The 14,515-nt window shown below is 49.2% G+C and carries 14 protein-coding genes and 1 other RNA gene; 4 read left to right on the top strand and 11 right to left on the bottom strand.

The features are described from left to right. Positions 1 to 14: 14 nt before the first annotated feature. The 9 genes from ACFODX_RS15830 to ACFODX_RS15790 form a co-directional block, all read right to left on the bottom strand. Positions 15 to 524, bottom strand: a complete 510-nt coding sequence (locus ACFODX_RS15830; RefSeq protein ID WP_378121027.1) for a hypothetical protein — start codon at positions 522 to 524, stop codon at positions 15 to 17. A gap of 49 nt (positions 525 to 573) precedes the next feature. Continuing rightward, positions 574 to 1,017 (bottom strand): YcgN family cysteine cluster protein, encoded by a 444-nt coding sequence (locus ACFODX_RS15825; protein WP_378120915.1) that lies wholly within the window; start codon positions 1,015 to 1,017, stop codon positions 574 to 576. A gap of 31 nt (positions 1,018 to 1,048) precedes the next feature. Next, on the bottom strand, positions 1,049 to 1,345 hold the full coding sequence (locus ACFODX_RS15820) for a YcgL domain-containing protein (protein WP_324258823.1): 297 nt from the start codon (positions 1,343 to 1,345) through the stop codon (positions 1,049 to 1,051). Then, complete coding sequence (rnd, locus tag ACFODX_RS15815) at positions 1,342 to 2,496, bottom strand: ribonuclease D (protein ID WP_378120913.1); 1,155 nt, start codon at positions 2,494 to 2,496, stop codon at positions 1,342 to 1,344. Before rnd ends, ACFODX_RS15820 begins: the two co-directional genes overlap by 4 nt. A 5-nt stretch (positions 2,497 to 2,501) precedes the next feature. Further along, the gene (gene recR, locus ACFODX_RS15810) at positions 2,502 to 3,095 is read right to left on the bottom strand and encodes a recombination mediator RecR (RefSeq protein WP_378120910.1); all 594 of its coding nucleotides are present in this window, start codon (positions 3,093 to 3,095) and stop codon (positions 2,502 to 2,504) included. A 36-nt stretch (positions 3,096 to 3,131) separates the two neighbouring features. Then, on the bottom strand, positions 3,132 to 3,452 hold the full coding sequence (locus tag ACFODX_RS15805; protein ID WP_378120908.1) for a YbaB/EbfC family nucleoid-associated protein: 321 nt from the start codon (positions 3,450 to 3,452) through the stop codon (positions 3,132 to 3,134). A 60-nt stretch (positions 3,453 to 3,512) separates the two neighbouring features. Continuing rightward, positions 3,513 to 5,468, bottom strand: coding sequence for a DNA polymerase III subunit gamma/tau (gene dnaX / locus ACFODX_RS15800; protein ID WP_378120906.1), 1,956 nt, complete (start codon positions 5,466 to 5,468; stop codon positions 3,513 to 3,515). Between the two features lie 177 nt (positions 5,469 to 5,645). Continuing rightward, positions 5,646 to 5,741: signal recognition particle sRNA small type (ffs, locus tag ACFODX_RS15795), an RNA gene on the bottom strand. Between the two features lie 68 nt (positions 5,742 to 5,809). Then, the gene (locus ACFODX_RS15790) at positions 5,810 to 5,932 is read right to left on the bottom strand and encodes a hypothetical protein (RefSeq protein WP_378120904.1); all 123 of its coding nucleotides are present in this window, start codon (positions 5,930 to 5,932) and stop codon (positions 5,810 to 5,812) included. An 85-nt stretch (positions 5,933 to 6,017) separates the two neighbouring features. On the opposite strand from ACFODX_RS15790, the gene tpx reads away from it, so the two are divergent. The 4 genes from tpx to ACFODX_RS15770 all read left to right on the top strand — a co-directional run bounded on the left by tpx (position 6,018) and on the right by ACFODX_RS15770 (position 11,198). After that, entirely contained in the window at positions 6,018 to 6,515 is a 498-nt protein-coding gene (tpx, locus tag ACFODX_RS15785; RefSeq protein ID WP_324258818.1) for a thiol peroxidase, read from the top strand. Between the two features lie 238 nt (positions 6,516 to 6,753). Continuing rightward, the gene (locus ACFODX_RS15780) at positions 6,754 to 8,217 is read left to right on the top strand and encodes a sensor histidine kinase (RefSeq protein WP_378120901.1); all 1,464 of its coding nucleotides are present in this window, start codon (positions 6,754 to 6,756) and stop codon (positions 8,215 to 8,217) included. Further along, positions 8,210 to 8,641, top strand: a complete 432-nt coding sequence (locus ACFODX_RS15775; RefSeq protein WP_378120899.1) for a response regulator — start codon at positions 8,210 to 8,212, stop codon at positions 8,639 to 8,641. Before ACFODX_RS15780 ends, ACFODX_RS15775 begins: the two co-directional genes overlap by 8 nt. 49 nt (positions 8,642 to 8,690) lie before the next feature. Beyond that, positions 8,691 to 11,198 (top strand): EAL domain-containing protein, encoded by a 2,508-nt coding sequence (locus tag ACFODX_RS15770; protein WP_378120896.1) that lies wholly within the window; start codon positions 8,691 to 8,693, stop codon positions 11,196 to 11,198. 31 nt (positions 11,199 to 11,229) lie between these two features. On the opposite strand, the gene ACFODX_RS15765 is transcribed toward ACFODX_RS15770, so the two are convergent. Beyond that, positions 11,230 to 12,207 carry a LysR family transcriptional regulator gene (locus tag ACFODX_RS15765; RefSeq protein WP_449245636.1) on the bottom strand — a complete coding sequence of 326 codons (978 nt, stop codon included), beginning with the start codon at positions 12,205 to 12,207 and terminating at the stop codon, positions 11,230 to 11,232. A gap of 227 nt (positions 12,208 to 12,434) precedes the next feature. Continuing rightward, positions 12,435 to 14,498, bottom strand: coding sequence for a TonB-dependent receptor plug domain-containing protein (locus tag ACFODX_RS15760; RefSeq protein ID WP_378120894.1), 2,064 nt, complete (start codon positions 14,496 to 14,498; stop codon positions 12,435 to 12,437). Positions 14,499 to 14,515: the final 17 nt, after the last annotated feature.

Raw genomic sequence — 14,515 nt, 5'->3', positions numbered from 1 at the left:
GAAATAACGATTCACTAACGAATCGCGCGAATTGGCTCCTCGCGCAATAATTCATCCCGTGCAATTCGCTCCTCGCGACTTAAACCGCGGTTGGAGTTAGAGCGCCGTGCTGGTGCATCGTAGTCAAACTCCGGTTCATCATCCTGAGCATAGGTGCTGCGGCGCGATTGCCGCGAGTAAACATCAGCCGCTTGATGGCGAGTGCTGTGGCGGTTACGCGTTAACAGCTGGTAAATCAACGACACAATCAAAGCGCTGCCCCAGATACCAAGCAGCAGCTTAAGAATAGGTTTAATACTCATAAAACCGCCATCCAAAAAGCCGAACAGCATGGAGTAGATGGCAGGAGCCATAGTCATGGTTTCTGGATCTATGGCATAGGGAGTAAATAAAATCACCATCACGGTAATCACAAAAAAATGCGTGACTGCCCTTCCCCATCCACGAAATAACAGCCAGGCAGCAAGGGTACAACCCGTTGCACCTATCAGGTACAAGCCCCAGGCATATTGGTAATCTGTCATATTTTCCACAGTGGAATCTCCTTAAGGACGGTGTTCCAACACCCCATGGTTAGTTAACCCAACGGATAACGTAATCTTCAAAATCATCAGGATTAACATCCTGCTCATGCACCACACGGCCCGCCACCGATATGCCTGCACTGTGTACGGAATTGGGGTCGCCAGACACCAGAGGATGCCAGTCAAACAGTGGGATGCCCTCTGCGATCAGGCGATAAGCGCAAGTTTCGGGCAGCCAATAGGTTTCCGCTACGGTTTCTGGCGTCAGTACCGCGCACGCCTCTACCAATTGCTGCCGATCAGTGTATTCCTGACAGCGGCAGCTGTCATGATCCAAATAGCGGCAGGCAACCTTGGTGTAATACACATCGCCGGTGTCTTCGTCTTCCAATTTATGCAGGCAACATTTGCCGCATCCATCGCAGAGCGATTCAAACTCCTCTGGCGACATTTCCTGAAGGGTTTTACGCTGCCAAAAAACCTGTTGAGCCATAAGTTGCCCGATCAAATACCCAAGTGGAAAGTTAGTGGCCCGACAATTTGGAATTAAGTGCGCGCAGGCGCTCCGCTTCCGGGTCGCGTTCGTTACGCGGCGGCAATTGCAAATAAAATCCTTGAGTTTCCAAACTCTCTGCCACCTTTTCCACACTCGCATGGGCCAGTTTTTTACCCGGCGTTAACAACAACACCATCGCCTGTTGCGGACGTCCGAACAACTTTAATAAATCTTCTGGTACACGGGTTAAACCCTCATCCTTCTTCACATACAAATACATGCCCTCCTCCTTGGGGCTGCGATAAATTTCACAAATTATTTTCACAGGGATTCACCTTTTTGAATCAGTTGTTGCCGGGCGATATGCAATAAACCTTCACCAATCAATGGGTGGCGCCACCCCAGCAGGCGGGCGGGTAAACTGTATTGACCGCCATTCATGCCCGAGCGAACGATAAATTCGTAATCTTTTTTGCGAATCAACACTTCGGCCGGTAATTGCGTTTGCTCAGCAAATTCCCGCACGAAATTTTTTAGCGCCTTCATCAGAGGCCCTTCACTTTGCGCCAAAGGCGGATCAAGACGCTCTGGCCAGGTCGAAGGATCTTGTGCCAATACATCGGCCACTATTTTTAGAATAGTCTCAGTATCATTTTTTAAGGTGCGCGAAGGGATATCCGCTACACGTTGCAACTGCGCAGCATCCTGAATTTTTTTGCGCGCGATTTCCCACAGCGAAGCTTCTTTAATTAATCGATTGCGGGGAATGTTGCGGCTGCGCGCTTCCGTTTCACGCCAAATACACAAGGCTTTTAAAACGGCCAACTCCTGTTCGCGCAATTTCCAGGCAAAACCCACTTTTTGATAGGCATCGCTAAAATCATCGGCCTTGCGCGCATTGGCAACCAAATCAGCACAATCGTTTTTAACCCACTCCAAACGCTCGTTGGCTTTTAACAACTGCAACAACTTGCCGTACACAATCAGCATATGAGCAACATCCAGCGCTGCATATTTCAATTGCGCTGCACTGAGCGGGCGCTGTAACCAATCGGATCGGGTTTCTTCTTTGGGAATTTCAATGCCAAGTAAGTTTTTAATCAAATTCGCGTAGCCCATACCAAAACCCAAGCCAGCAAAAGCCGCCGCTACTTGGGTATCAAAAAGCGGCGCGGGCACTATTCCCAACCAGCGCTGGAATACTTCAAGGTCTTCCGAGCAGGAGTGCAGCACCTTGGTGACACCGGGGTTTAACAGCAATTCGCGCAAAGGCTCAAGTGAATTAATGGCCAGCGGGTCGATCAAATAACAACCCTTGCCATCGCCGATTTGCAATAACCCAGCGATGGGGTAAAAGGTATCGCTGCGCATAAATTCAGTATCAATCGCCAATGCTGCTTGTTGCTGCCAGCGTGCGCAAAGCTCAGCGAGTTGATCATCCTGATCAACCCAAATAGGTTCTGTAGGTATCAACATTAAAATTACAAACTTCTGCGGGAAGAAAAAGCGTGTGCCAGAGTACCGCCATCGATAAATTCCAACTCGCCACCGAGGGGAACACCGTGAGCAATACGCGAGACAGTGACATTGAGATTTTTGGCGCGCTCACTGATGTAATAAGCCGTCGCCTCACCTTCTACGGTGGGGTTGGTCGCAAGAATCACCTCGGTGATTGGCTCCTGCTGCAACAAGGTTATTAGTTGATCGACACCAATATCTTCAGGGCCAATACCATCAATAGGCGATAGGTGTCCGAGCAATACAAAATATTTTCCCTGATAGGTTCCCGCCTGTTCAATCGCCAACACATCGCCCGGGGTTTCCACCACGCATAACAAACTGTTATCGCGTCTGGTATTCGCACAAATACCGCAGTGGGCCTGCTCAGTAAGTGTGCGACAACGGGTGCAGCGCCCCACCCCCTCAACAGCTTTTTTCAAACTGAGCGAGAGACGTTCAGCGCCTGCGCGATCACGCTCCAGCAAATGTAACGCCATGCGCTGGGCAGATTTGGGGCCAACACCGGGCAGGCAGCGCAGAGACGCCATAAGCTCATCTATCAAAGGGCTGAACATATAAAAAAGCTACTCAGTCAATAAAAATTGCAGGTATTAAAATGGCATTTTAAAACCGGGGGGAATTCCCATACCGGCAGTCATTTTTTCCATGTGGCTGCGGCTCTGGGCTTCTACTTTGCGAACCGCATCGTTTACCGCCGCAGCAAGCAAATCTTCCAACATCTCTTTGTCTTCACTCATCAAACTGGCATCGATATTTACGCGTTTGACGTCGTGACGGCCGTTCATCACTACCGACACCAAACCCGCACCGGATTCACCTTTAACTTCAGCGTTGGCAAGCTCTTCCTGCATTTTCTGCATGTTGGCCTGCATTTGCTGGGCTTGTTTCATTAAATCACCAAGACCTTGCATAGCGTCCTCTCTTGAAAGTTTTTGAGAATATTGATGTGGTTGAATAGTAAAACAACAAAATCAGCTAACCGGTTGAATTGTATCTTCGCGCAAACTCGCACCAAACTGGGTGATCAGCTGCTGCACAATGGGATCATTTTTTATCGCATGAATGGCATCCTGTAATCGCTCTGCGCGCAAGCGAATCGCCATCATAGACGGGGTTTCTGCTGTCACTTGCCCCAGCTGGATATGCACACGCACCGGCTCAACAAAATAGTCGCCCAATAAATCAGCCAATCGTTTTTCGTGGCTTATATCAAACAAGGTGCTATTGGCCTCATCCAACACAAAAAAGAATTCATTGCCCTGACGCTTTACCAGCTGACAATTTGCCACAGTGCTTTGCAAAATACCGGTCACACCCAGGCCCAAATAAATTTCGGTCCAATCCGCGGGGCCCGCCTGCTCATAGGGTACTTTGCGTAAACTTTTTGGTGCTGGAGCCTTTGCCGGCTCATTGACCAAAGCCGCTACCGGCGGCTGAGCCGCCTCAGGCTTTTTTGGCTCGATTACCTCGGGCGCAGTCAGTGAAGGCGTTTCAAAATAGGCCGGAACTGGCTCGTATTCATCTTCAGCGGCGGGGACATAATCTTCATCAATCGGGGCGTTGTAGCCGGCATCCATCGCAGGAGGCTCATCCGCCGCATAGACCGGCGCTGACGGAGCTGCGGTGGCAATAGAATGCGCATTTGGTACCTCAGCAACAGGCGCAGCCTGACTTGCTGTCGGGCTGGCAGCCATTGACTGATTGACAATGTCTGCTGCGATTGCTCCAGTACCCTCCTGCGCAACCGGCTGGGCAACAGGAGGCATCACACTCATGGGGGACGCTTTGGGTTGTGCGACAGCATTTGATGCCGGCAAGGCTTGGGTTGGCATGTCGATCACCCCCTGGGGTTTGAATGCCAACATCCGCAACAAAACCATTTCAAATCCGGCCCGCGGATCGGGCGCGAGGGGTAAATCGCGGCGCCCCAATAACGCAGTCTGGTAAAAAAGCTGCACATCTTCTGCTGGTAATTGTTGCGCCAATTGCATGATGCGCTCGCGATCACCATGACTGTTATCCACGGCTTCAGGCAATGCTTGGGCAATGGCAATCCGATGTAATACCGCCAACATTTCGGCGATTGCGCTGGCGTAATCCGGCGCCTGCTCAGACATGCGCTCAACCGCCGCAAGTACCGATCTGCCATCCAACGAAGCCAGGGCATTAACTATGTCGTATACCGCTGTTTGATCAATAGTGCCGAGCATGGCACTGACTTCAGATTCAGTAATTTTGCCGGAACCATAGGCGATAGCCTGATCGGTAAGGCTCATCGCATCGCGCATACTGCCATCTGCCGCACGCCCCAAATGCCAAAGTGCAGACTCCTCGAAAGGAACCAGCTCTTCATTCAGCACAAATTTCAAATGCTGAACAATACGCTCGGGGTTCATGTTCTTGAGGTTGAATTGCAAACAGCGCGACAGGATTGTCATGGGCAGCTTTTGCGGGTCAGTGGTCGCCAGCAAAAACTTTACGTGGGGCGGTGGCTCTTCCAGGGTCTTGAGCAGTGCATTAAAACTGCTGTTGGAGAGCATATGCACTTCGTCAATCAGGTAGACCTTGTAGCGGCCACGAGTGGGGGCGTATTGAACATTCTCAAGCAGCTCACGGGTATCTTCTACTTTAGTGCGCGAAGCAGCATCCACTTCAATCAAATCAACAAACCGACCTTCAGCGATCTCTCGGCAGCTGGCGCATTGACCGCAAGGCTCAGAGCTAACGCCAGTTTCGCAATTCAGGCATTTTGCAAGAATACGAGCAATAGTGGTTTTACCCACCCCGCGGGTGCCGGTGAACAAATAGGCGTGATGTAGACGGTTGTGATCCAGTGCATTAATCAGGGCTTGTAGAACATGCTCCTGCCCAACCATTTCGCGGAATACACGTGGACGCCATTTGCGCGCCAGAACTTGATAGCTCATGCCAATTGCTGCTCTTGATAAGTGAAGTCTGGGTATTGCAAAAACAGGGCGCGATTATAGCCGCCACTAGCGGAAATAAATACCAAAGCGAAAACAAACAATCACTGGGCGAAGCAAGGTTTTGGATGAAAAAGCGACAAAACAACGGAGAAGATTACGTGGGGATATGGGTGGTGACCTAACCAGCCACACCCCGGCACATAACTTACTGCTACCGTTGCTCCCTTCCGGGCCTGGCGGGGTTTACAGATCATTATTGCGAGGGGACCGGCTAGATCACCATAGCAGCCTGCGAATATCTACCGAACTGAGTGCGGCATCGCAAGAGGCGCGCATTATCATCACTTTGTATCGCCAATGCAAGGCGGAATTTTTACAACAACACAAAAGCCTGCTTCGTGGAATATCTTTAAAACTGGCATTAAGTTGAGGTAAAGCAAAGATTTTATTTTGCTGTCGCTCATTGCAATTCCCTTTTGCGCCACTATCAACTAGGCTTGTTTAACGTTTTACCTATCAAACACACCTAAACGCTCAGGAGCATTATTTATGGCAACAGTGACCCTCAAAGGAAATCCATTCAACACTAACGGCAACCTGCCAGCAGCTGGCTCTAAGGCTCCCGAATTCAAGTTGGTAAAAACCGATCTCTCTGAAGTTTCTTTGGGTGATTTGGCGGGCAAGCGCGTTGTATTGAATATTTTCCCCAGCGTCGACACACCTACCTGCGCCCAATCGGTACGCACATTTAATGCACAAGCCAGCGCAATGGAAAATACTGTTGTGGTGTGTGCCTCACAAGATTTACCGTTTGCTTTGGCGCGCTTTTGCGGTGCAGAAGGTCTGGATAAGGTTATCCCTGCCTCTGCGTTCCGCTCCAACTTCGCAAGTGATTACGGTGTAAAGCTGGTTGACGGCCCGCTGACTGGATTGACCGCCCGCGCTGTAGTAGTGCTGGGTGAAGATGGCAAAGTGCTGCATACAGAGCTGGTCAGTGAAGTGGCCCACGAGCCTAATTATGATGCGGCGTTAAAAGCGCTGGCATAACAAGCAGCCATACGCCAGCTAAAAATGCCAGCCTCGCGCTGGCATTTTTTATAGTGCGATAACAAAAATCCCTGCCCACAATCCTGCATCATAAATTTATTTTTATGACTAAAAACTCTTAAAAAATAAGATTTTTTGACCCCCGCCTTTCTTGGTTTTAACGCCTGCCACCTATACTCAGCTGTATTACAGCGCAGCAATACAACGTATAGGCATCAATACACGGAGCCGGGGCAAGATGCTCAATCAGGAAGACCACCAAGTATCAGGCAATGATTTCACCCGCGAATTACTGGATGCAGTTCCCGCAGGCATTATTGTCGCGAGACAAGATGGCAGCATCAGTTATATCAATGCCGAAGCAGAGCGATTATTCGGTTATGCCCGACATGAATTGCTCAACCAAAACATAGAAACGCTCCTGCCTGACCGATTCAGCGGCAATCACGCAAGCCTGCGCCAAAGTTATTTACAACAACCCTCCACTCGCTACATGGGTGCCGGCCGCGATCTCTACGGCAAACGCAAGGACAACAGCGAATTTCCGCTCGAAATCGGCCTCCGTCCATTGGTAGCCGACGGTGAACATCTGGTTGTCGCGACCATCGTCAACATCACCCGGCGCAAACAGCTTGAGGAGCGCCTTTCCGCTGTCATCGACGCATCGCCCTATGGTCAGCTGCTGGTGGATGACAAGGGTGTTATTCAATTAATAAACCCCAGCCTGCTCGCTCTGTTCGGGTACGACAAAGACGAACTACTGGGTAGATCCATGGATGTTTTATTGCCCGAGCGCTACCGGGATGGGCATCAAAAATTACGCGAGGGATATGTACAAACCCCCTCGCTCAGACCTATGGGTTTGGGACGGGATTTAACTGGCCGCCATAAAAATGGTACTGAGATTCCCATCGAAATTGGCCTGAGCCCGGTTGAAACGGACGCTGGCAGAATGACACTGGCAGTGGTTACAGATATTTCCCAACGCAAACGCCTGGAGCTTAACCTCAAACAAGCCAACGCCCACCTGGAAGAGTTCACCTATGTTGCCTCTCACGATTTAAAGTCACCGCTGCGCGGCATTGCCGATCTGGTTGAGTGGATTGCCGAAGATTTGGGCGAAAATGTACCTGAGTCTGTTACCAACAATATTGGGCGCATCAAAATTAGAATCGGGCGCATGGAACGCTTGATTGAGGATTTATTACTTTATGCACGCGCAGGCAGGCGACATAAAGAATCTACCGCCGTGAATGTGCCTGATTTAATTTCCAATATTATCGAGATGCACCCTGTACCAGCGCACTTTTCCATTAAACAAGATATTCGCATTGCCGAAATTTTTGCTGCAAAAACGCCCCTGGAAACAGTGCTTCGCAACCTTTTTTCCAACGCACTTAAACATCATCACGGCACTCAACCTGAAATCACACTCAGTGCAGAGCCGAGCGGAAGTTATTGCCTGTTTAAAGTTATCGATAATGGGCCTGGCATTCCCGAAATTGCGCAAGAGCGGGTTTTCCGTTTATTCCAAACCTTAAACACACAGCATTCCAGTGGTAGCGGAATTGGTTTGGCACTGGCAAAGCGACTAACCGAGAGCCATGGCGGGCAAATTGAACTTATCAGCAATAGCGACCAACCGGGCTGCAGTTTTCATGTATGGTGGCCGCGCTTCCCGAGGAAAGATATCGATGACTAGTGAACAAAAAATCAATATTTTGTTGGTAGATGATGACGATGTCTCCGCTGAATCCGTTGTTCGCAGCCTGCGCAAAAATGCAGTGGATTTCCCCATTACACTGGCACGCGATGGTGTTGAAGCGCTGGAAATACTGCGCTCGGTTCACCCTCACCTGAGCATTGAAAAACCCTATTTGGTACTACTCGATCTGAACATGCCGCGTATGAACGGCTTTGAATTTTTACATGAAGTTCGCAGCGACAAAAATTTGCACAACAGTATTATTTTTGTATTAACCACATCAGATGCAGATTCAGATCGTGTGCGCGCTTATGAGGAAAATATTGCAGGCTATCTGGTCAAGTCATCCGTTGGCCCACAATTTTCAAAACTTGCCTCTTTACTGGAAAGCTATCGTTCAACAGTAAGCCTTCCCAATTAACAACCAATAAGTGCCTTTATTAATTGTTGACTCAGGATGAAAAATTAATATGCAGGTAACGACTGTTGTCCGCCCGGTATCGTTACTCGTCATTGAGGACGATGATGTCGATGCAGAAAAAATAAAACGACTACTGCGCAAAGGTGCACTGAATATCACAGTAACAACTGCTACATCCGCGCAGCAGGCTCTTAAGCTGATCGCCGAGCAACAATTTGATTGCGCCATTTTGGATTATCGCCTGCAAGATAGCCTTGGCACTGAACTGCTGCAGGAAATAAAACATCACAAACAAAACCCAACCCCCGTGATTATGATCAGCGGTAACAGCGATGAGCGAATTATTGCCGATGTGATGCGTGAGGGTGCGTTTGATTACATACCCAAACGCCAGCTGGATACCGATACTTTAATTAACACCCTTGAATCCAGTTTTGCTTGGGCAGAGCAAGCGCGCCTACAACAAGAAGATCTGGCTCGCTTTCACAATTTGGCCGAAGGCCTGCCGCATTTGGCATGGACCTGCACACCGGAAGGCGACTGCGACTACCTGAACCAACGCTGGTGCGATTACACAGGCGTTACGCAACAAGCACAAATAGGCAGCGGCTGGATCAATGCAGTACACCCGGATGATCGGGATTATCTTGCCAGTGTTTGGAAAAAAGCCGTTGAAGACAAACAGGAAATGTTTGTCAAATTTCGCATCCGCCGACACGATGGTATCTACCGCTGGTTTGACACCCGCGCGCTTCCCCAAAAAAATGAGCAGGGAAAAGTAATACGTTGGCTGGGAACAAATACCGATATTAATGAGATGGAATCCACCCGTTTGGCACTGGCTTACAGTGAACAATTATTTCACGCCGCTTTTGATTACGCGCCACTCGGGATGGTACTGATTAATATGCAGGGGCAAATTATCCAAACCAATCCTGCGTTACGTCACTTATTAGGTTATGACGCACTACTATTTGATGACACGCCCCCAACCAAATCGCTAATGAAAATTGGTGATCTTTTTAACCCTGAAGACATCACTAGTGCACTCATTGAATTAGAAAAACTTTACCTGGACAACAAACTATTCACCCAATATGAAACCCGCTTCCAGGCTTATGATGGCACCCATATACCGGTGATGATTAATGCTGCCTTTATCAAAGAGTTCTCAGGCGAGCCTTGTTATCTATTACAGATTTATGATTTGTCTGAGCGAAAACGTTACGAACACCAGCTATTAAAATTGGCTCACTTCGACAGCCTGACCGGGCTTGGCAACCGCGAAAAAATGAATCGGGAGATTGATTTTTTAATTCGTAAAGCCAGCCGTACCATGGCACCCTTTGCAGTGATATTTGGCGATCTGGATCATTTCAAACAAATTAATGATGGGCTGGGGCATGAAGCAGGCGATATTTTACTGAAAACAGTCGCGCGGCGACTGGAGCGATGCTTGCGCCATGAAGATGTCATTTGTCGTTTGGGTGGTGACGAGTTTGTGATTCTGTTGCCGGATATACCGCGTTTTGAAGCGGTGGTTTCGGTCGCAGATAAACTGTTACAAAAAATTCACCGCCCCATACGCTTGGGTAAAAACCGTATTCATGTTGGCATGAGCTTTGGTATCGCGCTCTACCCTACCGATGGTGATGATGCCAAAACTTTATTGCGCAATGCCGATAGCGCACTCTATGACGCCAAAGCTCGCGGTCGAGGCTGTTATCAACTCTATCGCAAAGAGTTAACTGAATATGTCCACAACCGTTTACAGCTTGATGCAGATTTACGCAAAGCAATTATTAACAATGAGTTTGAATTGCACTATCAGCCAGTGATTGACCTGGACACCCATAAGGTGACCTCGGCGGAGGCACTGATACGTTGGAATCACCCTCAACGCGGGCGTGTTGCCCCTGACGAATTTATTCCTTACGCTCAGGAAAGTGGTTTAATTTTGCCAATTGGTAAATGGATTATTAACGAAGCCTGTCGCCAGCTCGCACACTGGCGAAAACAGGGAATGGCTATCAACATGTCGATTAACGTATCGGCACGGCAATTTATGCAGCAGGACCTGGTGGAACAATTTGAAAATATGCTGGCGCAATATCAGTTAATGGGCGATCAGATCACTATTGAGATCACTGAACAAATGTTTTTGGAAAATACCGAAAACAATTTAAAACAAATCAATGAACTTAAAGCGCTAGGCATAAAAATATCGCTGGATGATTTTGGCATAGGCTACTCGTCACTCAGTTACATACTGCGCTTTGCCCCTCAATATCTCAAAATTGATCGCTCATTTGTGAGCTTGATTGGCACCGGTAAGGAACATGATGAAATGGTGAATGCCATCATAGGGCTCAACAGAATTATTCCCATGCAAATTGTTGGCGAGGGTATTGAAGAGGAACAACAACGGCATTTTCTCCATGCGCGCGGTTGCGATTTTGGTCAGGGCTATTATTTTGCACGCCCCCTGCCCGCGCCCGAACTTGAACAATTTATTCAACAACAACTGATTGCTGCAAGCGAGCAAACAGCCTTTTAAAACTCAAGCGATAGAACATTAATTGATGAATTCAAATAGCCTGCACACCGCTCAGATTTTTCAAACAGTGGCCTTTGGCAAGCGCCAAAAACTCCTGTACGTAAGGCAGCGCTAAATACTCGTCGCGCACTGCGGCATACAGTGTTGGCCATATTCCAGCCTTGCCCGCAGAGCGCACACTAATTAACCCCTGCGCCACATATTCAGCGGCCACCCAATTCGGCAGTGCACAAACACCGCGGCCACTTGCCACCAATTGCACCATCATCAAGGTTAATTCAGATGTGCGCACCGCAGCTGGTTCGATAGCAGCCGGGGTTAAAAAACGGGTAAAAACATCCAACCGGTTACGATTTACCGGATAACAAATCAATGTTTGCTCTGCCAAATCCTGCGGCAGCAAAAAATCTTTTTGTGCAAGCGGATGATGATTGGCCAGGGCGATCTGCATCTCGTAACCAAACAGTGGCACATACTGGATTCCCCTGATCTCCTGAGGGTCCGACGTGATCACCAAATCTATCTCGCCCTGCGCAAGGGCTGGCAGGGGCTCAAACGTAAAGCCGCCAGAAAAATCCAACTCAATGGCAGGCCACTGGTTGCGATACACATCGATGGTAGGCATTAACCAGTTAAAACAGCTATGGCATTCAATTGCCATATACAGGCGCCCAGCTTCGCCATGTACCAGTTTTTTAACATCGCGCTCAGCATCACTGACCTTGGCCAAGACTTCTTCCGCCAATAACAACAGCCGTTTGCCGGCCTCTGTAAATCGCAAAGGCCGGCTCTTGCGGATAAACAACTCGCACTCCACCCGCGCCTCAAGCTCTTTTAACTGATGCGAAAGCGCCGATTGGGTGAGGAACAAACGCTCTGCAGCTTCCACCAGGCTTCCGGTCTCCCGCAGGGCAAGCAGGGTTTTTAAATGGCGGATTTCAATCATGGCGATAAAACTCTTCAGATAACGGGCGAGCGTACAAAGAATATGGATGAGCTTTGTGTTCAACCATAAGCCTCAACACTACATTAATTTAATTCACGTTGAAACTTAAAATTAACAGTTTTATTCATATCAATCCTTGCTGAACAATGGCCTCACTCTCGAATAAATTGAAAAGGGTAATTTCATATGGCTCAACACCCCTACTAGCCCCATACGAAAAAGCCGCCGTGATAAACAGGGCGGCTTTTCATTTTTCAGGCTATTGTGAGGCTAAAAGTGACTTGGATTGATTACCAATGCCATTCAATTTCCGCTGTCAATTCGCGCCCACGACTGGGGACACCTGCTAACTTACCGACACCTTGTGAGGGCGTTGCGTAATCCTCATCCAGCAGATTTTTAACCTGGAGACTCAGGTCGTAACTATTTGCAAAACGGTAGCGCCACTGGGTATTCAACACCCAAAATTTATCCAATGTTGTTCTGGTAGTGGCTGTTGCCGGTGCTTCATGCTCACCTTGGTAAATACCAGCGAGGTTCCAGTTCCATCGATGGGCCGCGTAGTTAAGCTCAACCGAAGCAAGTGCTTCTGCTTCGCGAAAAGCCGTGTCCGGCAGATCCATGTAGGTGTAGCTGCTGCGCGCCGACCAGCGATCGCCCAGTTTTTGCAGCCACTCAATTTCCAGACCTTCGCTGCGTTCACTATCGCCATTCACATAGGTTCGGGTATTGCCCACAAACCCGGTGACTATGGGATGTTTGTAACTGTTTTGGAATACACCGGCGCTCAGGCTGGTAGCGCGCCAATTGCCCATTAATATCAAATCCCAGGTTTTTACAATTTCATGGCGAAGATCAGGGTTGCCAATCAGGGTTGGGTTGTTAATAAAAGCCGTTTCCGCAAGGCTAGGCGCACGGAAAGCCTCGCCGTACAAGAGTTTCAAGGTGTAGGTATCGCTAAGTTGCTCCACCAATGCCAGGCGCGGGCTGAAGCGCGCATCCACATCCGAGTAATCATCATACCGGCCACCAATCGTCAAACGGGTGGTGTCGCGCAAACTGCGAATGTATTGTCCATGAATCCCCATGGTTTCCTGTGAACCGGAAATACCAAGGGGGGTGCGCTCACTCATTGCGCCGTAATAAGTGATGGGGAATTGTCGCTGGATGAGTTGCACCAGGTTGTAGTTGCTGTAAGCGCGGGCTTCTATTTCTTCATGACGCGCAGCTTGCAGGCCCCATTGAGCGCTGGATTGCGCATCGATAGTCCAATCAGTGGTGTAGGCTAAACGGTAACTCTCTCCAGCTTGTGTTGCCTGAATCCGAAACGGATCGGTACTGCTGGGCAGGCTGACCGCCGCTAATGCTCCGGACCCCTGAACAAAACCCTCCAGCTCAAATGTAAATCGCTGATAACTTAGCGACAAATTGGACTTAATGGCGGGAGTCCATTCAATTCCCTGATCGACACTCAGATTCCATAATTCCCGCGCATGATCATTTACTTCATTGGCCGTATTTTCTGACAAATAAAAATCTTCTGATTCACCGCGGTAATACGTCAGGTCAACAAGGGTTTTTCCATGCCCTAGCCCTAGGTCCATGTTAATCACCCGGCGCGGGTCTTCGGATTGCAAAGGCAAACGAGTAAAGCTGTCGGTGATGCCCAGCGCCTGGCCCTTGTCTTCATACGCATGTAAATAAGCGTCGGCCACCCATTCATCACCCGCATGACTCCAAAGCGCATCCACTGCACGGCGCTCTTCACTGCCAAGGCCTACCGCGAGGGCCTTTTGCTGTTTGCGCGTAATAATGTTGATCACACCGGTAAAGGCAGAGCTGCCGTACACCGCCGAGCCGGGGCCGCGAATAACTTCCACACGCTCCACCTGCGCCAGAGGAAACAGTGGCATTGTGACATCCGGGCTGCCGCCACGCGGGTCATTAAACGGTTTGCCATCCACCAATAACAACACTTCCAGCGAGACGTGTGTAGTGCGGCGACCGCGGGCACTGTAGGTGTAGGCCAAACCGGAATTGGCATTGCGATTAAATTGGAAACCAGGCACCAAGCCCAGGAGTTCGTGGAGATAATCCACACCCAGGCGTTCAATCTGCTCATGGGTGAAAACCGATACGGCTGCCGGCACGGTTTTCAGCGACTCTTCCGTCAGTGTTGAGCCGGTTACCGGTGTTTCCAACAGCTGCTCCAGGCTCAGTTCAAGGTAGGCAAAATCGTCAGCACGCGCGCTAATACACAGCATACAAACTAATGCCAACAAGCCGCGCTGTAACTGATAAGCCTTTGGTTTGATCACCATAATGGAATTCTCCACGTCAATATTACCGGGCATAAAAACACCGGACCCAA

The sequence above is a fragment of the Cellvibrio fontiphilus genome (assembly GCF_042646205.1).
Taxonomy (GTDB): Bacteria; Pseudomonadota; Gammaproteobacteria; order Pseudomonadales; family Cellvibrionaceae; genus Cellvibrio; species Cellvibrio fontiphilus_A.
Note: the sequence above shows the minus strand (reverse complement) of the source record. Positions and strands in the feature narration are given on the sequence as shown.

Coding starts and splice junctions, on each gene's coding strand:
- ACFODX_RS15770 (WP_378120896.1), top strand. CDS start 8,691: ATGCAGGTAACGACTGTTGTCCGCCCGGTATCGTTACTCGTCATTGAG.
- ACFODX_RS15825 (WP_378120915.1), bottom strand. CDS start 1,017: ATGGCTCAACAGGTTTTTTGGCAGCGTAAAACCCTTCAGGAAATGTCG.
- ACFODX_RS15775 (WP_378120899.1), top strand. CDS start 8,210: ATGACTAGTGAACAAAAAATCAATATTTTGTTGGTAGATGATGACGAT.
- ACFODX_RS15805 (WP_378120908.1), bottom strand. CDS start 3,452: ATGCAAGGTCTTGGTGATTTAATGAAACAAGCCCAGCAAATGCAGGCC.
- ACFODX_RS15760 (WP_378120894.1), bottom strand. CDS start 14,498: ATGCCCGGTAATATTGACGTGGAGAATTCCATTATGGTGATCAAACCA.
- recR (WP_378120910.1), bottom strand. CDS start 3,095: ATGTTCAGCCCTTTGATAGATGAGCTTATGGCGTCTCTGCGCTGCCTG.
- ACFODX_RS15790 (WP_378120904.1), bottom strand. CDS start 5,932: ATGAGCGACAGCAAAATAAAATCTTTGCTTTACCTCAACTTAATGCCA.
- ACFODX_RS15830 (WP_378121027.1), bottom strand. CDS start 524: ATGACAGATTACCAATATGCCTGGGGCTTGTACCTGATAGGTGCAACG.
- tpx (WP_324258818.1), top strand. CDS start 6,018: ATGGCAACAGTGACCCTCAAAGGAAATCCATTCAACACTAACGGCAAC.
- rnd (WP_378120913.1), bottom strand. CDS start 2,496: ATGTTGATACCTACAGAACCTATTTGGGTTGATCAGGATGATCAACTC.
- dnaX (WP_378120906.1), bottom strand. CDS start 5,468: ATGAGCTATCAAGTTCTGGCGCGCAAATGGCGTCCACGTGTATTCCGC.
- ACFODX_RS15780 (WP_378120901.1), top strand. CDS start 6,754: ATGCTCAATCAGGAAGACCACCAAGTATCAGGCAATGATTTCACCCGC.